The organism is Janthinobacterium sp. PAMC25594 (assembly GCF_019443505.1).
Classification (GTDB): Bacteria; Pseudomonadota; Gammaproteobacteria; order Burkholderiales; family Burkholderiaceae_D; genus Janthinobacterium.
Genome location: NZ_CP080377.1, coordinates 1709695 through 1729703 on the forward strand (window position 1 = coordinate 1709695; position 20009 = coordinate 1729703).

Consider the following 20009-nt stretch of genomic DNA (forward strand, 5'->3'; position numbering starts at 1 on the left):
CTTGTGGAATGAAAAAACGCTGGGCAGAGGACAGGCGGTGCACGATCAAGCGGCGGCGTTGACGCAAGCGTTGCGGCGGAACCCTGCCCGCGCGGACACGCCGCCAGCGCATGGCCGGCGGCGCACTGCAGTCACCGGGATAAGTTGCCTTAGTGAAATGCGGAATACATCATATATCGGATGCGAATGATTCGCAATACGATTTAATGAGTAGTTATTCCGGATAGCCGGTGATATCGGCGATCTCGCGGTATAGCGGTTGCAGCCGCGCATACATTTTCTGGTACACGCGCCGGTACAGCTGTTCGTAGATTTTCCGGTGCTCGGGATGGGGATGAAATACCTTGCCCTTGCGCGTCATCGCCTGCACGGCGGCGGGGAAATCCGCATGCCAGCCCAGGCCCACGGCGGCGGCGATGGCCGCGCCCAGGCCCGAACTCTCATACACGTGGGCGCGCGCGGCGGGCAAGCCGAAGATGTCGGCCGTCAGCTGCATGGCAGAGTCGCTTTGCGAACCGCCGCCCGCGATGCGCAGCTCCGTAATCGCCATGCCGCTGCGTTGTTCGATGCGCTCCTTGCCTTCGCGCAGCGCATACGCGAGACCTTCGAGGATGGCGCGGTAGATGTGCGCGCGCGTGTGCACGTCGCCAAAGCCGATCATGGCGCCCTTCGCTTCCGGGCCGGGCACCTTGATGCCCGGACTCCAGTACGGCTGCAGCATCAAGCCCATGGAGCCGGGCGGCACGGCGTCGACCAGGCGGTCGAACAGCGCTTCGGCGGACAAGCCCGTGCCATCTTCGGCGGCCGCCGCCCGTTCGCGGTCGCCGAACTGCTCCTTGAACCAGTTGACCATCCAGTAGCCGCGAAAAATCTGCACTTCCGTGCTGTAGGCGCCCGGCATGGCGGCCGGATACGGCGGAATGAAGCGCGTCACTTCCACGTATTTGCGGTTGGTCGTGTTGATGGTGGCCGTGGTGCCGTAGCTGAGGCACGCCACATGCGGTTCGACGCAGCCCGCGCCCAGCACCTCGCACGCCTTGTCGGCGGCCGCCGCCAGCAAGGGCGTGCCCTCAAGAATGCCCGTCGCCGCCGCCGCCGCGGCCGTGATGGCACCCATGCGCGTGCCCGGCGTCACCAGTTCCGGCAGCATGGAGCGTCGTATCGCCAGCGCCTGCCACTTCCAGTCGAAGCGCCCGGCCCAGGCGTGGCGTTTGTAGTCGAACGGGATGTACGCCACTTGCGAGCCGGTCGAATCGATATACTTTCCGCAGAGGCGGTGGTTCAAGAAGCCCGACAGCAGCAGGAATTTATGCGTGCGGCGCCAGATGTCGGGCTGGTGCGCGCTGATCCAGTTGATCTCGGCCTCGCGGCGGAAGTAGGCGATCGTGCCATCGAGGCGCATGGCGCGGAAGGCGGCGCGCCACCACGGCGCCAGTTGCGGAATGTCGCGCGTGCTGCGCTGGTCCAGCCAGGTGATGGCGGGCCGCAGCGGGGCGCCATGTTCATCCACATTGACCACCGTGCCGCGCTGCGTGGTCACGGCCACGCCGGCCACCGAGGATTGATTGATGTCCGTGCCGCGCCACAGCTGCTGGCACGCTTCGCACACGGCTTGCCAGTAACCGTCGGCGTCATGCTCGGCCCAGCCGGGGTGCTCGGAGTAATACGCTTCGAGGAACACTTGCGCCTTGGCCGCCAGGTTGCCGTCCCGGTCGAACAGCAGCGCGCGCACGCTTTGCGTGCCATTGTCGATGGAGAGGATATAGGGGCCATTGCCCGCTGCGGAGGCCATCGCTTATGCCACGCTGGCCAGCGCGGCGCGCAGCGCCTGCAGCAGCGCCTGCGGATCTTTTTCCGGCTGCGCGCTGAAGACGGGTGCTTCCCAGTCCTGCCCGCGCACGGCCACCACGCGCAAGCGGCCCTGTTCATTCCAGGCCGGATACCAGCCCACGTCGACGATGTCGCCATTCGCGCACGTGATTTGCAGCAGGTCTTCGCCCAGGTCGTCGACGAGAGCCTCCACGCTCTGGCGCAGGTCCAGCGCCGACAGGCTGTCGTAGGTGATGCGGGCGTCGCCCAGCGCCAGGGGCTGGCCAAACAGGGTGGTGTCGATGATGTTCTCCTTATTTTTTATGGTTTTTCAATCGCCTTGCGGCACGCTGTAATGGCGGCGCCACAGGGCCAGGTAGCGGGCCTGCTCGTCGTCCCAGCGCGCATCGCTCCACCCCAGTTCATGCTGGCAGATGGCGCGCAGGCGCGGCATGATAGCAAGCGCGCCGCCGGCCAGTTGCAAACCGAGGCGCGTGCGCCGCAGCAGCAGGTCGTCCAGGTGCCGCACGTCCTCGTTGCGCGCGCCCCAGCGCAGTTGCGCCCACAGGGTCTGCGTGCCGGGAACCGGCGCCAGTTCGCCCTCGTGCGCCGCATCGCACAGCGCCTGCGCGGCCGCGCCATGACGGCCCAGCAGGCGCGCGCGCTGTTCGCCGTCGAGCAGCAAGGCCTTGCCCGACAGGGGCGGCGTGGCGTCAAAGATCGGCAAGGGACGCAAATCCGCCTGCCAGCCCGGCAGCAGCGGCGCGGCGCGGCGCAAGGCGTCGAGGGCGATCACGCGGAACGTCGTCAGCTTGCCGCCCGCCACCGTCAGCAAGCCGTGTTCCAGCCATAGCGCATGTTCGCGCGCTTCCTTCGACGGGTCAAGCTGGCCGCTGTCGATGACGGGGCGCACGCCGGCAAACGTGGCCAGCACGTCGTCGTCGCCCAGCGCCAGCTGCGGGAACTGCCAGCGCAGCGCCGTCATCAGATAATCAAGTTCGCCGCGCGTGATGGCCGGCTCCAGGTCCAGGCTGGCGCCGTGGTCGACATCGGTGGTGCCCACCAGGGTCACGCCCTCCCACGGATACGCAAACACGGGACGGCCATCGTGCGGGTGCATCAGGCTGACGGCTTGCGCCAGCGGCAGGCGCCAGGCGGGCAGCAGCAGATGGCTGCCGCGCAAGGGCCGCAGCTTCGGCTGCTCTCCCACCTGGCCGCGCAAGCCGTCGGCCCAGGCGCCCGTGGCGCTGATCACCAGGCGCGCGCGCGTGGTGAATGTCGCGCCAGCGACCGCATCGTTCAAGGTGGCGCCGGCAACCTTGCCATCTTCGCGCAGCAGCGACGCCACGCCCAGGTAATTGACGGCCACGCCGCCATGGCGGCGCGCCTCCTGCAGCACGCGCAGCACCAGGCGCGCGTCGTCCGTCTTGGCGTCCTGGTACAGCATGCCGCCCCGCAGCCCATCGCGGTTGACATGTGGCGCCAGCATGGCAAAATCGTCTGCGGCCAGATAGCGGCGCGCGCGCCGGCCCGCCATCACGTCATAGATAGCCAGGCCCAGCATGAACTGGCGCCGCCCCGGTTTCCTGCCCGTGTAGTCGCCAAAGGCAAAGCCTTGCGGCTCGACCAGCCCCGCCGCATCGGTCAGCAAGGCTTGCCGCTCATGCACCGATTCGCGCGTCATGGCGAACTGCCCCTGCTTGAGGTAGCGCAAGCCGCCGTGCACCAGCTTCGAGGAGCGGCTCGACGTGCCCCAGGCGAAATCGCGCTGTTCCACCAGCAGCGCCTTCAAGCCGCGCCGCGAGGCTTCCAGCAGGATGCCGGCGCCCGTGATGCCGCCGCCGACGATCAGCACATCCCACTCGCGCGCCAGGATGCCAGGCAAATCGCCCCTGTTCACGATGGGCCGCCGGCGTCAGGCAGCAGTTTGCCGGGGTTCATCATGCCCTGCGGGTCGAACTGGCGCAGCAGCGCGCGCATGGCCGCGATGCCCAGCTCTCCCTTTTCCGCCGCCAGCCACGGGGCGTGATCCGTGCCCACGCCATGCTGGTGGCTGATGGTGCCGCCATTGGCCACGATGGCGGCGCAGGCCGCGTCTTTCAAGCTACGCCAGCGCGCCATATTGTCTTCATACGTGGACGCCAGCCGGTACACATACGTGGTGTAGACGCTGGCGCCCTGCGCATACACGTGCGACAGGTGCGTGTACACGTGCACCCGCTCACCGTGCGCGGCCAGCGCAGCGGTGCCCGCCTGCTCCAGCGCCGCCATCATGGCCGCCACGCGGGGCCAGTCGACGGCCGTTTCCACCGTGTCGATGACATAGCCGTGTTCCCAGGCGCCATTGCGCAGGTAAACGTTGCGAAATCTCCCCTGCTTCCACTTGTCGCCCATGTGGCGCCCCACGTGCACGCCCTTGTGCCGCCGCGCCAGCGCCAAGGCGCCGCGCAGGGCCGCGCGCGCCGTTTTTTCTTCTCCGCTGACGCCCAGCATCAGCATGCATTTTCCTTCTGCGCAGCCGCGCAGGGACAGGTAGCGCTCCAGCAGTCCCACCAGTTTCTTGTGGCCGGCCAGGGTCAGCATGGTTTGCGTTTCCAGCGCGTTCGACAGGCGCAGCATGCACAGGGGCAGGCGCGACTGGGCCAGCGTCCGCACGGCCGCCTGTGCCTGACCCCAATCGGCGAAAAACACGGCGTGGAACGCTTCGTAGGGCGGCAGCGGCGAGATGCGCACCGTCGCCTGCGTCAGGATGCCCAGCCGCCCCTCGGAACCGAGCACCATTTCGCGCAGGTCGATGCCGGCCGCCGAAGCCGGAAACGTGGGAATCGTCAGGGTGCCGGACGGCGTTTCCACCTCGCCGCCCGCGAACAGCTGCTCGATGCGGCCATAGCGCAGCGATTGCTGGCCAGACGAGCGCGTGGCGATCCAGCCGCCCAGGGTGGAATATTCGAACGACTGCGGATAGTGGCCCAGGGTATAGCCATGCGCGCGCAGCTGCGCTTCCAGGTCGGGGCCGTAGACTCCCGCGCCAAACGTGGCCAGCTGCGCTTCGCGGTCCAGGTGGTCCAGCGCAGACAAACGCCGGAGGCTCAGCGCCAGCACGGGGCGCGACCCCGCCGCCACCGTCAGGTGCCCGGCCACGCTGGTGCCGCCACCGTGCGGTATCACGGACACGCAGGCCTGGCGCGCGTAGTCGAGCAGCTGGCGCACCTGCAGCGCGCTGTCGGGAAACGCCACGCCATCGGGAACAACACCGATGCGGCCGTGGCGCAATTTGAACCAGTCGGGCAGGCTTTGACCGAGCGCATGGCGCACGCGCGTGGCAGGCAGGGTATCGATCAGTGGATGCGGCGCCAGGCGCGAAGCGGGCACTTGCGCGCAAGCCTCGTCCAATGTGGCATCGAGCATGCCGCTGCCCGGCCCCAGGCGTTCGCCCAGGAAGGCCAGCGCCTCCTCGCTCAGCGCGTACGTGACGCTCTCGTCCCCCCAGCCATTCCAGCGTTGCATTGATATCCCCTGTGTTGGGCCAGTTGCGCGCCACGGCGGCTTGCTATACTGTCCTTGCCTTATTTTCTTGCCAGATCAATAGCATATGCCGCCACAAACGAAGGGTATTGGTTTTTCATGACAATCGCATTGTTCTATCATGACAAGTACTGACGGCCGTGTCGCCGGCGCCTATCTGCTGCCGCTGCTCGAAGCGGCCGGCGCGCACGGCATCGCGGCAGCCACCCTGGCGCAAGCGGCCGGCGTGCCGCCGCACAGCCTGGAAGCGTCAGCGGCCAGCCTGGCCGCGCGCGACTACGTGCGCCTGCTCGATGCGGGCGCCAGCCTGGCGGGCGACGCGCATTTCGGCCTGCACGTGGGCCAGCGCGTGCGCATGGGCACGTACAGCGCGTACGGCTTGATTTTGCTCAGTTGCAAGAACGTGGGCCAGGCGCTGGAACAGACGGCCCGCTACGAGCGGCTGGCGCACGACCTGGGCCGCTCAACGCTGCAGCGCGACGGCGCCGTCGCGCACTACCGCTGGGCCAGCAATTACCCGGGCGCCAGCCGGCACCTGGTCGACAGCGTCTTTGCCGGTGTCAAAGTGTGCGGCGACTGGCTGGCGGGCATGCCGCTGCCGCCGGCCCGGCTGGCGTTTGCCCATGATGGTGGCGGCGAGCTGCTGCGCCACGCGGCGCACCGCGACGAATACGTGCGCGTGCTGGGCAGCCTGCCCGCCTTTGGCGCGGACGCCAACACGGCCACCTTCGACGCGCAATTGCTGGACTGGCCCGTGCCGAATGCCGACGTCAGCCTGTACCCCGTGCTGTGCCAGCACGCGGAACAGCTGCTGGCGCAGCGCCAGGCCGAAATGGACACCGGCGCCGGCATCGAAGTACAAGTACACGCGTCCATCGTGGCGGGCTTGCGCCACGGTTCGGCGCGGCTGGCAAGCGTTGCCGCCGCACTGGCTGTGACGCCGCGCACCTTGCAGCGCAAGCTGGCCGACGCGGGCACCAGCTTCCAGGCCCTGCTGGACCAGGCCCGCTACGGCCTGGCGCGCGATTATTTGCGCGAGCCGGACCTGTCGCTGGTCGACATCGCCTTTCTGCTCGGTTACCAGGAACAAAGCGCGTTCAACCACGCGTTCCGCGTCTGGGCGGGCACCAATCCCGGCGCCTGGCGCCTGCAGCAATTACAGGAGAAGCAAGCCGGTTTGCACGCGTGCGCGGGGCATGCCTGACGCGTTTTCTGGCTATACTGGCATAGTCTGACTTCCCACGATCACTCCAACCCGCAATGCAAAGGATTAATATGCAACTCAAAGACAAAGTCGCACTGATTACCGGCGCCGCCAGTGGTATCGGCAAGGAAATGGCCATTGAATACGCGAAACAGGGCGCCAAGGTCGTCATCGCCGACCTGGCCCTGGAAGCGGCCAGCAAGACGGCCGAGGAAATCAAGCAATCGGGCGGCCAGGCGTTTGCCGTCGCCATGGATGTTTCCAGCGAAGAGCAGGTCGACAAGGGCGTGGCGGACGCCGTGGCCCACTTCGGCGGCATCGACATTCTGATCAGCAACGCGGGCATCCAGATCATCAGTCCCGTCGTCGACTACCCGTTCGACCAGTGGAAAAAGATGCTGGCCATTCACCTGGACGGCGCCTTCCTCACCACGCGCGCCTGCATGCGCGAAATGATCAAGGCCGGCCGCGGCGGCGCCATCATCTACATGGGTTCCGTGCACTCGCACGAAGGCTCGCCGTTCAAGAGCGCCTATGTTGCCGCCAAGCATGGCTTGCTGGGCCTGGCCAAGGTGGTGGCCAAGGAAGGCGCGAAAGACCACATCCGCGCCAACGTCATCTGCCCCGGCTTCGTGCGCACGCCGCTGGTCGACAAGCAAATTCCCGAGCAGGCGGCCCAGCTGAAGATCACGGAAGAAGAAGTCATCAAGAACGTGATGCTGAAAGAAACCATCGACGGCGAATTCACCACCACGCAAGACGTGGCGCAAACGGCCGTCTTCCTGGCTGCGTTCCCGTCGACGGCACTGAGCGGCCAGTCCATAGTAGTGAGTCACGGCTGGCACATGCAATAAGACGTAGCGTTTCCGGCAGGCGGCGCCGTCCGCCTGCATCACCGCAACCGAAAGACTTCCCAATTGCAAGACAACACTTACCGCCACCCGCGCGCGGGCTGGCCGGGGCGCCTGTTTGCCGCGCTCGCCAATTGCACGCGTTTCGCCAACCTACGCCAGGCTGTCATGTCGCGCCTGCCTTTCCTCACCCTGCACAGCGACGTGCGCGATGTCGTCTACGTGAGCTGGCTGGTCGACGCCGCTGCCGCGCAGAAATTATTGCCGCCAGGTGTGGCCTTGTGGCAGCGCGACGGCAAGACGCCGTTTACCGTGCTGACCTACCGCCACGGGCATTTCGGCCCTGCCCTGCCCGGTCCGTTACGCAAGCTGCTGCCCTCGCCCCTGCAAAGCAACTGGCGTTTATATCTGGACCACACGCCACCGGGCGCACCCGCCGTGCCCTGCGTGTATTTTCTGAAAAACATCATGGATAGCCTGCCCCATGCGCTGGGCACGCGGTTGTTCAGCGACATCCTGCCGACCCACCTGGCCGCCGGCATGACGCTGGAAGTCGGCGCCACGCAGGCGCACTGCAGCATTGCATCCGGCACCGGCAGCGCCCCTGCGCTCGAGGTGCAGGCGGACATCACGGCGGAGCATGATCTGGATGCCGACTGGCATACGCTGTTCGGCAACTGGCACGCCGCCGTCGCCTTCCTCGCTTGCCAGGATGCGGCCATCGCGCACGTGCCGCGCAACGGCAAACTGGTCTTCGGCGAAATCGACTTGCCCGTTGATGTGGATCAAGTGCAAGCACTGACAGCCTTGCGCGCCGACTGCGGCATGCTGAGGCAACTGCCACCCGTATCCACGCCGTTTGCCTTTCTCGTACCGCAAGTGGACTTCAAGGCGCTGTCAGAGCGCCTGCTGTAGCGCGGCGCTCGGGCGCGCGCAAGGGCGTGGCCGGCCCGCCGCGCCGCCGTTCCAGCTTGAACAACGCCATCGCTTGCTCCAGCTGCAAGGCCTGGTCTTGCAGCGACGCGGAGGCGGCCGCCGATTCCTCCACCAGCGCCGCGTTCTGTTGCGTCACTTCATCCATCTGCGTGACGGCCATGTTGACCTGGCCGATGCCATGGCTCTGTTCGCGCGAGGCCGAGGCGATCTCCGCCATGATACCGTGCACGCCCTGCACGGCGCCCAGCATCTCGGCGCTGCTGGCGCCCGCCTGCTGCGCCAGCTTCGCGCCCGCCTGCACTTGGGCCAAAGACGCCGTGATCAATTGCTTGATTTCCGTGGCCGCCGCCGCACTGCGGTGCGCCAAACTGCGCACTTCGCCCGCCACCACGGCGAAACCACGCCCCTGGTCGCCCGCGCGCGCCGCTTCCACGGCCGCGTTCAGGGCGAGGATATTGGTCTGGAAGGCAATGCCTTCGATGATGCCCGTAATGTCGCCGATCTTCTTCGATGAAGCGTTAATGTCCGCCATCATCGTCACCATCTGGCCGACGATTTCGCCGCCGCGCCCCGCCAGGCCATGGACCTTGCCCGCCATGTCGCTCGCTTGCACGGCGTTGCCGCTGTTTTGCTGCACCGTGGCCGCCAGTTGCTCCATGCTCGATGCCGTTTGCTCCAGGGCCGAGGCCTGCGCTTCCGTGCGGCCCGACAAGTCCATATTGCCGGCGGCGATTTCCTGGCTGGCCATGCTGATGCGCAGGAAATTGCCGCGCACGTCGCCGACGATGGAGTGCAGGTTCACGCGCAGCTGGCGCAAGGAGCGCAGCAGCTGCCCCATCTCGTCGCGCCGCGTGGTATCGAGCTCGCCCGTCAGGTCGCCGCCCGCCATCACGTCGCAGGCCTGGCGCGCCCGCTGCAGCGGTTGCAGCACCACCTTGTGCAGGGCATGCCAGAAATACAGGGTCAGGCACAAGGCCGCCACGGACAGGCCCGTCAGCCAGCGTTGGGCCGCATCCGGCAACAGGCCCGCATCCCAGGCCAGCTGCAGCAGCAAGAGTACGACCAGCGCCCCCAGGTTCCAGCCGATGCGTTTGCCCAGCGGCAGGTCACGCATGCTCGCCAGCCTGGCGAGCATGCCCGTGCGCACGGCCGCGCCCTGGCTGAGGGCGATGCCGTCGGCTTGCCCCGCCTTGATGCGCGCGTACAGGGCGGAGGCCTGCGCCACCTGCTGGCGCGTGGGCTTGGTGCGCACGGACACGTAGCCGACAGCCACGCCGTCTTCCACCACCGGCGTCACGTTTGCCAGCACCCAGTAGTAATCGCCATCCTTGCAGCGGTTTTTCACCATGCCGCTCCACGAGCGTCCCGAGCGGATGGTGGCCCAGAAATCGGCGAACGCTTCGACCGGCATGTCCGGATGCCGGAGGATGTTTTGCGGCGCGCCGATCAATTCTTCCGCACTGTAGCCGCTGACGGCGATGAAATACGGGTTCGCATACGTGATATTGCCTTGCAAGTCGGTAGTCGAGACGATGGTCTCGGTATCGCTCAGATTGATCTCGGTATCGTTGACGGGAAGATTGAGTCGCATGGTCACATCCTCAGTGGTAGCCCGTACGGTGACGGGTATGCGGACAAGGAACGGTCGCCAGACAGGAAAACGGACGCGGCACTGGCACCATTATTTTAATATTTTATTATTAACAAAATAGACTTTATTCCTGCCGTGGCTGCCGCTATGCCACGGCAGGTTCGTCGACCCAGTAACGGTCGACGTCCAGCAAGCCCCACTGGGCAGCGCTTTCCGTGGAAACAATGCGCTCCTGGCAACCGGGTGCCGCCAGGTCGATGATGCTGGGTACGATACAAGTGCCGGCGCGGATGGAAAAAAATACGCGGACCGTGGGCGAGGTCAGCGTCTTGCCCGCCGCCTGCCCCACCACCACGGCCAGGCGCTCCGATTGCAGCCGCACCAGGGTGCCCAGTGGATAAATGCCCAGGCATTTGACGAAGGCGGCAAACAGTGTCGCGTCCAGATGTCCGCCGCGCCAGGCCGCCATGCGGCGCAGCGACTCGGCCGGGCACCAGCCCTGCTTGTACGGCCGGTTCGAGGTGATCGCGTCGTACACGTCGCAGATGGCGCCCATGCGCGCATACAGGCTGATTTCCTCGCCGCGCAAGCCCTTGGGATAGCCGCTGCCATCGAGTTTTTCATGGTGGTGCAGACACACATCGAGGGCCACCGGATCGATCTCGCCCACCTCGAGCAGCATGCGATGGCCGGCGGCCGGATGGGTACGCACGGAAGAAAACTCCGCGTCGCTCAGGCTGCCAGGCTTGTTCAGGATGGCCGCTGGCACGGCCATCTTGCCTATGTCGTGCAACAAACCCGCCAGGCCGGCCGAGCGCACCTGCTCCGGCGCCAGCTCCAGCTCCCTGGCCAGCGCCGTCATCAGCGCACACACGGCCACCGAGTGCATATACGTATAGTTATCGGCGGTTTTCAGGCGTGCCAGGCCCAGCAGCACGCCGCCGCCGCGCAGCACCGAGGCGGCGATGTCGTCGACCAGCTCGTAGGCCTGCCCCACGGCCAGGGCCTTGCCCATGCGCGCTTCGTCAAACATCGTCTGCACGGCCTGGCGCGTGCGCTCGAGCAGGCGCCGGGCGTGCGCCATTTCCGCCTCGCGCGACAGGGCAGGCGCCACATTCACAACGGGGACGGAGACGGAGACGGCCGGCACTGCCGCTTCCGTGCCGGCTGCGTCGGCTGCAGGAACGGGCGGCGCGGCAACGGCAACAGGTTCAGGCGGCGCCAGCCCGCGCGCCGTGTCGATCCACACTTCATTCAGGCGGGCCGCCCGGATACGCTCCAGGTCAGCCGGCGATTCGAGTAAAAAGGAACGCTTCCAGAACGGGTTCTCAAGCCAGGAGCGGCCGAGGCGCTCGACATACATTCCCAGCATGAGTTCGCTACTCCTTATTTTTTTCAGCACGGCGGTTCTCCACACATTCAGATCGCGACATTTACTTGCGCATTATCAATATCATACGCCAAAAATAATGATTAAACCGAATAAATTGATTTATATAGCTAAATCACAACAAATACAGCAATAATCACCAATTATATCGTTTTCATTAGAAAATAATAATTAATCAATAAATATATCAATTAATCCATATTGATTTCGTGGAATTGTATGCATCCTGCCGATGATGGAGGCGCATGCCTGCCGGCGGCCTCATGGGCCACCACACGGGCATGATGTGCAGGAAAGGAAAGACGAGCGCCAGCGCCAGACGTCGCGAAAAGACGCTGGCGCTATGCGGGGAGAAGTATCAGATGATGCGCGAGCGGCGGCCTAGCGCGGCACGTAACGCCAGTTGCCGCTGTCCAGCATGAAGGTCAGATCCGTCTTGAAGCCTTGCGGACGGCTCGGCAGGCTCACTTCCGTGTCGCACACGAGGTAGCCCGTCGAGCGCCTGACTTCGCATTCGTTGATGGCCTTGACCTGCAGGGAGGCCTCCGCTTCCGCCATCTGCAAATCCTTGGCAAGTTGCGGATTGCCCGCCGCTTCTTCCTTGACCCAGGCGCGTGCCATGGCTTGCGCCTCGGCCGGCGACGGTCCCGCGAACTTGGCATGCTTGCGCTCGACGCCGACCCAGATATCGCCCTCTTTACGCAGAGGCAACACATTAAACCCGTCGCGCATGCCGGCGCTCATGGCCACCAGGCACACCACTTCGCCTGGTACTTCCAGCGAATCCTGGCAACCCTGCAGGCTCTTGACCTTGACGGCGAACGGCATGCTCGATTGCGTCTTCGCTTGGGTCCTGGCCACGCCCGCCTGCACGGCGGCGTCGATGTGTTCGAGTGTCGGCATGGTGTCCGCATGGGCCGGCAAGGCGGCGAACAGGGCGGCGGCGGTCAGGGCAAGGGAAGTCAGGCGCATGGGTATCAAAAGTAGTGAGCTAAGGCCGGCAGTCTAGCACTTTGCATAAAAACGGCTGTTTCTGTAAGAAAACAGCTGCGCGTCCGCCCACTCGACCAACTGGCACTTCCCGCCGGCTAACCGGCGGTCAACTCCCGCAGCGGGCACGTCTTTATTGCTATGATGTCGGGCTGCCGGCGGTACAGCCGGCCACGTCAATACCATATCGATAACGTCGTCATCAGAATCGGGAGTTTGAATGAGTTTACGTCTGCTGCTCTTGGGAGCATTCAGTGCCGCCATGGCCACCACTGCCGCCGTGCCGGCATTGGCCGCGCCGCGCGGTTTCACCGTGGAAGACATGGTCGCCATGGAAAGAGTGGGCAGCCCCGTGCTGTCGCCGGACGCCACGCGCGTCGTCTACACGGTGCGCACGACCAACCTGGACAAAAACCGCGGCAACACGCAGCTGTGGCTGATCGACCTGCGCGCGCCGAACGCGGCACCGCGCCAGCTCACGCGTGGCGATGCCAGCGCCAGCGACCCGCAATGGTCGCCGAACGGCGACGCCATCTACTTCCTCTCGGGCCGCTCCGGCTCCTCGCAAGTGTGGCAGCTGCCCCTGAACGGCGGCGAAGCGGCCAAGGTCACCGACCTGGCGCTGGACGTGGATACTTATCGCCTGTCGCCGCAGGGCGACCGCCTGGCCTTCAGCATGGGCGTCTTCCTCGATTGCGCCGATATCGCCTGCACGAAAAAACGCCTCGATGAAAAAACCAAGAACAAGGCGAGCGGCATGGTCTACGACCAGATGTTCGTGCGTCACTGGGATACCTGGGCCGATGGCCGCCGCAATGCGCTGTACTCGGCACCGATCGACGCGACCGGCAAGGTCAGCGCCGCACCCGTCAGCCTGAGCGGCACCCTCGATGGCGACGCGCCATCGAAGCCATTCGGCGACAACAGCGAATACCACTTCAGCCCGGACGGCAAGACGGTGGCCTTCTCCGTGCGCGTGGCCGGCCGCACGGAAGCGTGGTCGACCAACTTCGACGTCTACACGATCTCCGCCGCCGGCGGCCAGGCGCCGCGCAACCTCACCGCCGACAATCCGGCCTGGGATGCGAAAGCCACCTGGTCGCCCGATGGCCGCACCCTGGCCTATGTCGCCATGACCAAGCCGGGCTTCGAGGCGGACCGTTTTCATTTGGTGCTGATGGATGTCGCCACGGGCAAGAAGCGCACCCTGGCCGACGACTGGGACCGTTCCGTGGCCGACTTCCGCTGGACGCCGGACGGCAAGGCTTTTCTCGTCGCCGCCGATGACGTGGGCCAGCACCGTCTGTTCCACATCGACGCGGCCAGCGGCAAGGTCAACGCGCTGACGGGCAAGGGCGCCGTGGGCGACTTCGACGTGCGCGGCAATACCATCGTGCTGGCGCAAGCGAACCTGGCCTCGGGCGCGCAGCTGTACACGCGCAAGCTCGACGCCAGGTCGGAATCGGCGCCGATGGTGCAGCTGACCAAGCAGAATGCGGCAGCGCTGGCCGACGTGCGTTTCGGCGAATATGAACAGTTCTCGTTCGCCGGCGCGAATGGCGAAACCGTCTACGGCCACGTCATGAAGCCATGGAACGCCAAGGCCGGCGAAAAGTACCCGATCGCCTTTTTGGTGCACGGCGGCCCGCAAGGAAGCTTCGGCAACAGCTGGAGCTACCGCTGGAATCCGCAAGTGTATGCGGGCGCCGGCTACGCCACCGTCTTCATCGACTTCCACGGCTCCACCGGCTATGGCCAGAAGTTCACGGATGCCATCAGCGGCGACTGGGGCGGCAAGCCGCTGCTCGACCTGCAAAAGGGCCTGGAAGCGGCCACCAAAAAATTCCCGTGGCTGGACCGCGAGCGCAGCTGCGCGCTGGGCGCGTCATACGGCGGCTACATGATGAACTGGATCGCCGGTAACTGGCCGGACGGCTTCAAATGCCTGGTCAACCACGACGGCGTGTTCGACAACCGCGGCATGGCTTACGCAACGGAAGAACTGTGGTTCACCGAGTGGGAAAACGGCGGCACCTATTACGACGCACCGGCCAGGCACGAACAGTTCAACCCCGTCAATTTCGTGAAGAACTGGAAGACGCCGATGCTGGTGGTGCAGGGCGACCTCGATTTCCGCATCCCCACCGCGCAAGGCCTGGGTACCTTCACGGCGCTGCAGCGCCGTGGCATCCCGAGCAAGCTGCTGGTCTTCCCAGACGAGAACCACTGGGTGCTGAAGCCGGCCAATTCGCTGCTGTGGCATCACACCGTTTTGGATTGGTTGAATACCTACACGAAAAAATAAGCGGATACATGTCGGATTACAGCCTTCGGCTTAATCCGACCTTGTATTATTCCCCTCATGCCGTTCGTGGTATTGCGAACGGCATCGACCGCTGTCAAAATCTTGGTAGGCATATCAAGACCGGGTAACTGGATGCCGTATCCGCCCTTAGGCCCCGAGCCAGCTCCGTAGATCTCGCACCAGTTACCCATCCTCCATGTCAAGATCGGACAGTATCTTTGGCACCGGCATGCCGGTTAGCCCGCATTTGCAAGGTAGATCGCAAGAGGAACACAGCATGTTTAATTTAGGAATCGACGTTGCCAAGGCCAAGCTCGACTGCGCGCTGCGCCTACCCAACGGCAAGCATCGTAACAAGGTTGTCGAGAACAACCACACAGGATTCACTGCGCTCAACGCATGGCTGCTGAAGCACGCTGCCGGCAGCCCCAGGGTGTGCATGGAAGCGACTGGCACCTATTGGGAAGGGGTGGCCGAATATCTCGCTGGACTTGGCATGGTGGTCAGTGTCATCAATCCGGCCCAGATCAAGGCCTTCGGCGCTTCGCGCCTGGTGCGCACCAAGACCGACAAGGTCGACGCACAACTGATCGCCGACTTCGCCCACGAACGCCAGCCAGAGCCCTGGCTGGCGCCATCGCCCGCCGAGCAATCGCTGCGCGCGTTGGTGCTGCGCCTGGATGCCCTGCAGGCGATGCGCCTGCAGGAAAGCAACCGGCTTGAAGTCGCGCGCGCGGCGGTACGCCAGGGTATCGAGGATCATATTGCCTGGCTCGACGCCGAGATCAAGGCGCTGATCCTGGCGATCCGCCGCCATATCGATGACGACCCGGATTTACGCGACAAGCGCGAACTGCTCGATAGCATCCCTGGCCTGGGCGAGCGGACGATTCCGGTACTGCTGTCCTACTACGCCAATCCGGACCGCTTCGACAGCGCCAAGCAGGCGGTAGCGTTTGCGGGACTCGACCCGCGCCAGCACGAGTCGGGTTCCAGCGTGCGTGGCAAGCCACGCATGTCGAAGGTCGGCCACAGCTTCCTGCGCAAGGCACTGTACATGCCGGCCATGGTGGCAGTCCATAAGACGCCTTGGGGCAAGCGCTTCGGTCAGCGCCTGCGTGACGCCGGCAAGGCGCCCAAGCTGATCATCGGCGCCATGATGCGCAAGCTGGTGCATGTGGCATTCGGTGTGCTCAGGTCGGGAAAAATATTTGATCCGGCCTTGCATGCCGCTTGACGGGGATAACAGTATCTACGCAAAAAAGCCGCGCGGTGCATCTCTGCACCGCGCGGCTTTTTCATGTTCACGTAGGTCGGATTAGCGGTGCGTAGCGCCGCGTAATCCGACATCACCACCGCTCCCGTTCAATAGCTATTAAGCGCCTTGGCAAACTTCACGATCCACAAGCGGCTTGGACGCTCGCGGTCGTCGCCGCGCGCCACGCGGATGGTGTTGGCGGCGTTGCAGCCGGCCGTGCTGCTGGTGACGATGGTGCCATTGGCGTCGACCGTGCACTTGGTCACGTCGGCGCCATCGACTTCCACGCCATTCGCGTCGAATACCTTGGTTTTCAGGCCGAAGTCATTGTCGTTGGCCAGCGCGATGGTGGAGTCGTCGATCAGGGTCAGGCCTTCGGCCTTTTCTGCCGCCCAGCCGATGGCGTTCAAGTCCAGCAGCATAGTTTTCTTCAGCGGCGTGACAGCGGCCCAGTCGGCGCCATTGACGGCCGCGCCGCCCATGCTGCTTTTTTCCAGGTCGGAGGTCGTCGCGTTGAAGGCGGCGGCCGCAATGTCCGTGGCGCCCTTCAGTTCGACCAGCATCAGTTTATTGAAGACCTTGCCCGACGGCGCGGCGCCCTGCTCGATGACGAGGAACTTGCCGCCGCCCAGCGCCACCATGTCGCCCAGCTTGGCGTTGCCCGTGCGGCCATCCTGGTAGTCGGCCGCATTCAAGGGATACGCATACATCTTGCCGCTCGTGCCCGTCGTCGGGTCGAATTCGATCCAGCGCGTGAAGCGGGCGAAGCGCTCGACCTGTTCATTCTTCTTCGTCACCGTGTACGGCGCGCTGCCGTCGGACAAGGGGCTTTGCAGGAAGGCGTACAGCTTGTCGTTGCTCGTGTCGAGCGTCATGCCTTCCATGCCGCGGTTCGCGCGGCGCTTGGCGAACAGCGCCGGCAAGCCCTTGCCCGGCTCGTACTTGGCCTGGATGATGCCGGTGGCGGCATCGATCTTGACGATGAAGGGACCGTATTCGTCCGAGACCCACAGCGCGTTGCGCTTGGCATCGACGACGATGGCTTCCGAATCGAGGCCGCCCGCATTGAAGACGGCCTTGCCGGCGGCATCGAACTTCATCGCATCCATGACGGGAATCTCGGCCGAATTGCCGACCGCGCCCACAGGCACGGGCAAGCCCGAGCTGTTGACGGTGGCCGATACCTTGATCGGCGTGCTCGATGTCAGCACGGCGCCGTTCTTGCCCACCGTGATGACGCCGAACGAAGGGGTAAAGCTCGGTGACGGGAAGATCTTGCTGCCGATCGTGCCCTTGCCCGAAGGATCGGGCAGCAGCGGGCCGTCGCCGTTCGGGCCACGGTCCGTCAAGCCATAGAATTCCAGGTCGCCGGCCGCATTCTTGCCCTTGTAGGCCAGGCCCGAACCATACGACGGCAGGAAGCCGTTCGGGAATTCGCCCTTGATCCTGGCATTCGCGCCTTCGTACGGCACATAGTATTTGCCGGCAGCCTGGATCTGGTAGCGCGTCACGGTGACTTTCACTTCGCCGACCGGATTGGCCTGCGTCAGCGCTTCGTTGACGGGCGCGCCCGCTTTCGAGGCCAGGGTGTCTTCGAAATGCTCGCGCACGAGCGCGCGGCGCTCGGCATCGACCGTGCGGCCGGCGAATTTCCCGCCTACCGCCGCCAGGTGCGCGGCCAGCGCCGTGTTGAAGACGGCCGGCGCGGCGGCAAAGTCCAGCGTCTTGCCGGCCAGCGCAGCTTTCACTTCGGCCGTCAGCTTGATGCCGTTCGAGGGATCGCTGTCGTCGTCGAGCAGCTGCAGCGCCAGCAGGCGGTTGACGACCTTGTCGTCCGCCACATTCGTGCTGGCGGCCAGCGCCAGCGGCGTGACGACGGCGCCGCATGGCGCCGAACCGAGGGCCAGGCCGCCCACGCTGAAGGCCACCGTCTCGCCCGGGTTGCAAGTAAATTCGCCCTTGGCATTGGTGCTGGCCTTGGCCGCGCTGCCGGCCACGTAATCGAGGCCTTCCACCGCACCGTCGAGGAACACGCCCGTCTGCGCCACGGGCTTGGAAGGTTCCGCCGGCGTACTATCGCTGCCGCCGCAGGCGGACAGGCACAGACTGGCGGCGATGGCCAGCAGGGTCAGTTTCGGGGTCGACGTTACAGCAGCGTTCATGCATTCCTCGGCTAAAGTGGGATTGAAGCCGAGGAGAGTAACTGTTCAAAGTGACAAGCCCGTGACAGCCGTCACGCCAGTGGCGTATCCGCAACAGGCCCGCCGATGCCGCCAAAGCGGCCATCGGCCTGACGCCGGAATTCCTTGGGCGTGACGCCCTTCACCTGCAGGAAGCGGCGGTTGAAGTTGGCCACGTTCTGGAAACCCACGTCGTAGCAGACGTTCGACACGTATTGGTCGGTGTCCATCAGCAACTGGCACGCCTTGTTGATGCGCAAACGGCTGATGAAATCGGTAAAACTGTTGCCCGTCGCCTTGCGGAAGAAACGCGAGAATTTACTCAGCGACATGCCCACCTGCTCGGCCAGCATTTCCGCCGAAATCGGCTCGCGGTAATTATCGGTGATGTAGTTGAGGACGGAATTCACCTTGGCCAGGGTGGCGTCATCATCGTAGGAGCGCAGCGAGGCGCTCGACAGCAAACGGTAGTTGGCCGTGCGCGCCAGCTTGCTCATCAGTTGCACGAATGCGGCGAAGCGCTCGGCGCCATGCGTGGCGCGGATGCGCGCCAGGTGCTGCTCGGCCTCGTGGCCCATATCGAAAAACTCCACGCCATAGCTGGAGCGCTCCAGCAGCGGCAGCAGCTCGCGCAGTTCGGGGATGACGCGCGCGGCGCCGGCCAGCGGCGCGTGGGCGAACTGCACGATCATGTCACGCAGGGCCACGCCCCCCTCCGGCATCACGTTGGAAATCCAGTTGTGCGGCAGGCGCGGCCCCGTCAGCACCAGGTGGCCGGGCGAGAATTCGCCGATATAGTCGCCCACGAACAAGCGCCCGCTGGTGGCGACGATCAGGTGCAGCTCGTATTCTTCATGGCAGTGCCAGCGCACGCGCGAGCTGGGATAGCCATGTTCCAGGTAATTGATGATGCCATCGTAGCTTTCGCGCTCCAGTTCGGGCGCCTTGCGCTCGCCGTCCTTGTGCCATACATGTTCCATGCTCGTCTCTCCCAGGCGGTCCACGCCCGTGCCATCGAATGTACCTCAAAAAAAACCTCAGGCGCCAAAACGGCCCAGCGCCTGCTGGCGAAACTCCTTCGGCGTCATGCCCTTCAATTCCAGGAAGCGCCGGTTGAAATTGGCCACGTTGTTAAAACCCGCCTCGTAGCAGATGTTGCTGACATAGCGCTCCGTCTCCATCAACAGCTGGCACGCCTTGTTGATGCGCAGGCGGTTGACGAAGTCCGTGAAGCTGTTGCCCGTGGCGCTGCGAAAGAAGCGCGAAAACGTCCGCTCGGGCATGTCCACCTGCTCGGCCAGCTGTTTCAGCGAGAACTGGCTGCTGTAATTGTGCACGATGAAGTTGATGGCGGAACTGATGCGCGCCAGGGCCACGTCGTCGTCGCTCGACTGCATCGGCACCGTCGACAGCAGCTGGTAGTCGCTGGTCTGCGCCAGCTCGCCCAGCAGGGTCAGAAACTCGATGAAGCGCGGCAGGCCGCTGCTGTCGCGGATGCGCCGGAAGCGCCGCAGCGACTGTTCGCTGACGCCGAAAAATTCCACGCCATGCAGGGCGCGCTGTAGCAGCGGAAAGATTCCCTTCAATTCGGGAATGGCGGCCGCCATCGACGCCAGCGGCGCATGGCCGAACTGGATCACCATGTCGCGCAGGGCCACGCCTTCCGGCGGCATGTCGAGCGAGACCCAGTTGTGCGGCACGCGCGGCCCCGTCAGCACCAAGTGGCCGGGCGCAAACTGGCCGATGTAGTCGCCGACAAAGACCTTGCCGCTCGTCGCGACGATCAGGTGCAGCTCGTACTCGTCGTGGTAATGCCAGCGCACCAGCGCATTCGGAAAGCCGTGCTCCAGGTAGCGGATGAAACCGAAACTGCCTTTCGGCTCGAAGCCGGGCGTGGCGTCGCGCTGCTGTTCCAGCTCCATCTGCGGCAATCCGGCATCGGCTTTGCGTGGCATGGCGCGCCCTCCCCG

At 64.8% G+C, this 20009-nt stretch carries 15 protein-coding genes; 5 read left to right on the forward strand and 10 right to left on the reverse strand.

All coding sequences use genetic code 11. From position 1 onward, the window contains the following. Positions 1-214: 214 nt before the first annotated feature. From KY494_RS07570 to KY494_RS07585, 4 genes are all read right to left on the reverse strand, one after another. Positions 215-1792 carry an FGGY-family carbohydrate kinase gene (locus tag KY494_RS07570; protein ID WP_219890475.1) on the reverse strand — a complete coding sequence of 526 codons (1578 nt, stop codon included), beginning with the start codon at positions 1790-1792 and terminating at the stop codon, positions 215-217. A 3-nt stretch (positions 1793-1795) separates the two neighbouring features. Beyond that, positions 1796-2023, reverse strand: a complete 228-nt coding sequence (locus tag KY494_RS07575) for a hypothetical protein (RefSeq protein ID WP_219890476.1) — start codon at positions 2021-2023, stop codon at positions 1796-1798. Positions 2024-2140: 117 nt separating this feature from the next. After that, positions 2141-3709 carry a glycerol-3-phosphate dehydrogenase/oxidase gene (locus tag KY494_RS07580; RefSeq protein WP_219890477.1) on the reverse strand — a complete coding sequence of 523 codons (1569 nt, stop codon included), beginning with the start codon at positions 3707-3709 and terminating at the stop codon, positions 2141-2143. Beyond that, entirely contained in the window at positions 3706-5316 is a 1611-nt protein-coding gene (locus KY494_RS07585; RefSeq protein WP_219890478.1) for an FAD-binding oxidoreductase, read from the reverse strand. The genes KY494_RS07580 and KY494_RS07585 overlap by 4 nt, the downstream gene beginning before the upstream one ends. Positions 5317-5455: 139 nt before the next feature. Here KY494_RS07585 and KY494_RS07590 point away from each other — a divergent pair, with 139 nt between their 5' ends. The 3 genes from KY494_RS07590 (at position 5456) to KY494_RS07600 (ending at position 8304) form a co-directional block, all read left to right on the forward strand. Further along, positions 5456-6538, forward strand: coding sequence for an AraC family transcriptional regulator (locus KY494_RS07590; protein WP_219890479.1), 1083 nt, complete (start codon positions 5456-5458; stop codon positions 6536-6538). 71 nt (positions 6539-6609) lie between these two features. After that, a complete protein-coding gene (locus KY494_RS07595) occupies positions 6610-7392 on the forward strand; it encodes a 3-hydroxybutyrate dehydrogenase (RefSeq protein ID WP_219134740.1) in 783 nt (260 codons plus the stop codon). 63 nt (positions 7393-7455) lie between these two features. Further along, positions 7456-8304, forward strand: coding sequence for a DUF2071 domain-containing protein (locus KY494_RS07600; protein WP_219890480.1), 849 nt, complete (start codon positions 7456-7458; stop codon positions 8302-8304). On the opposite strand, the gene KY494_RS07605 is transcribed toward KY494_RS07600, so the two are convergent. The 3 genes from KY494_RS07605 to KY494_RS07615 form a co-directional block, all read right to left on the reverse strand. Further along, positions 8276-9916 (reverse strand): PAS domain-containing methyl-accepting chemotaxis protein, encoded by a 1641-nt coding sequence (locus KY494_RS07605; protein WP_219890481.1) that lies wholly within the window; start codon positions 9914-9916, stop codon positions 8276-8278. The two genes, KY494_RS07600 and KY494_RS07605, sit on opposite strands and share 29 nt — an antisense overlap. 145 nt (positions 9917-10061) lie before the next feature. Continuing rightward, on the reverse strand, positions 10062-11318 hold the full coding sequence (locus KY494_RS07610) for an HD-GYP domain-containing protein (protein ID WP_219890482.1): 1257 nt from the start codon (positions 11316-11318) through the stop codon (positions 10062-10064). A 369-nt stretch (positions 11319-11687) separates the two neighbouring features. Next, entirely contained in the window at positions 11688-12278 is a 591-nt protein-coding gene (locus KY494_RS07615) for a hypothetical protein (protein WP_219890483.1), read from the reverse strand. Positions 12279-12516: 238 nt separating this feature from the next. Between KY494_RS07615 and KY494_RS07620 the strand changes: the two genes are divergently transcribed. Together KY494_RS07620 and KY494_RS07625 are read left to right on the forward strand one after the other, a co-directional pair. Continuing rightward, on the forward strand, positions 12517-14601 hold the full coding sequence (locus KY494_RS07620; protein WP_375143461.1) for a prolyl oligopeptidase family serine peptidase: 2085 nt from the start codon (positions 12517-12519) through the stop codon (positions 14599-14601). A 229-nt stretch (positions 14602-14830) separates the two neighbouring features. Beyond that, positions 14831-15838: an IS110 family transposase gene (locus tag KY494_RS07625; protein WP_375143462.1), complete on the forward strand. Its 1008-nt coding sequence runs from the start codon at positions 14831-14833 to the stop codon at positions 15836-15838. A 128-nt stretch (positions 15839-15966) separates the two neighbouring features. On the opposite strand, the gene KY494_RS07630 is transcribed toward KY494_RS07625, so the two are convergent. The 3 genes from KY494_RS07630 to KY494_RS07640 form a co-directional block, all read right to left on the reverse strand. Further along, positions 15967-18021: an esterase-like activity of phytase family protein gene (locus KY494_RS07630; RefSeq protein ID WP_219890485.1), complete on the reverse strand. Its 2055-nt coding sequence runs from the start codon at positions 18019-18021 to the stop codon at positions 15967-15969. 71 nt (positions 18022-18092) lie between these two features. After that, a complete protein-coding gene (locus KY494_RS07635) occupies positions 18093-19019 on the reverse strand; it encodes an AraC family transcriptional regulator (RefSeq protein ID WP_219134734.1) in 927 nt (308 codons plus the stop codon). Positions 19020-19076: 57 nt separating this feature from the next. After that, complete coding sequence (locus tag KY494_RS07640; RefSeq protein ID WP_219134733.1) at positions 19077-19994, reverse strand: AraC family transcriptional regulator; 918 nt, start codon at positions 19992-19994, stop codon at positions 19077-19079. Positions 19995-20009 lie beyond the last annotated feature (15 nt).

Excerpts from the sequence above, each read along its gene's own strand:
- KY494_RS07570 (WP_219890475.1), bottom strand. The coding sequence starts at position 1,792 with ATGGCCTCCGCAGCGGGCAATGGCCCCTATATCCTCTCCATCGACAAT.
- KY494_RS07585 (WP_219890478.1), bottom strand. The coding sequence starts at position 5,316 with ATGCAACGCTGGAATGGCTGGGGGGACGAGAGCGTCACGTACGCGCTG.
- KY494_RS07590 (WP_219890479.1), top strand. The coding sequence starts at position 5,456 with ATGACAAGTACTGACGGCCGTGTCGCCGGCGCCTATCTGCTGCCGCTG.
- KY494_RS07595 (WP_219134740.1), top strand. The coding sequence starts at position 6,610 with ATGCAACTCAAAGACAAAGTCGCACTGATTACCGGCGCCGCCAGTGGT.
- KY494_RS07605 (WP_219890481.1), bottom strand. The coding sequence starts at position 9,916 with ATGCGACTCAATCTTCCCGTCAACGATACCGAGATCAATCTGAGCGAT.
- KY494_RS07615 (WP_219890483.1), bottom strand. The coding sequence starts at position 12,278 with ATGCGCCTGACTTCCCTTGCCCTGACCGCCGCCGCCCTGTTCGCCGCC.
- KY494_RS07620 (WP_375143461.1), top strand. The coding sequence starts at position 12,517 with ATGAGTTTACGTCTGCTGCTCTTGGGAGCATTCAGTGCCGCCATGGCC.
- KY494_RS07625 (WP_375143462.1), top strand. The coding sequence starts at position 14,831 with ATGCCGGTTAGCCCGCATTTGCAAGGTAGATCGCAAGAGGAACACAGC.
- KY494_RS07630 (WP_219890485.1), bottom strand. The coding sequence starts at position 18,021 with ATGAACGCTGCTGTAACGTCGACCCCGAAACTGACCCTGCTGGCCATC.
- KY494_RS07635 (WP_219134734.1), bottom strand. The coding sequence starts at position 19,019 with ATGGAACATGTATGGCACAAGGACGGCGAGCGCAAGGCGCCCGAACTG.
- KY494_RS07640 (WP_219134733.1), bottom strand. The coding sequence starts at position 19,994 with ATGCCACGCAAAGCCGATGCCGGATTGCCGCAGATGGAGCTGGAACAG.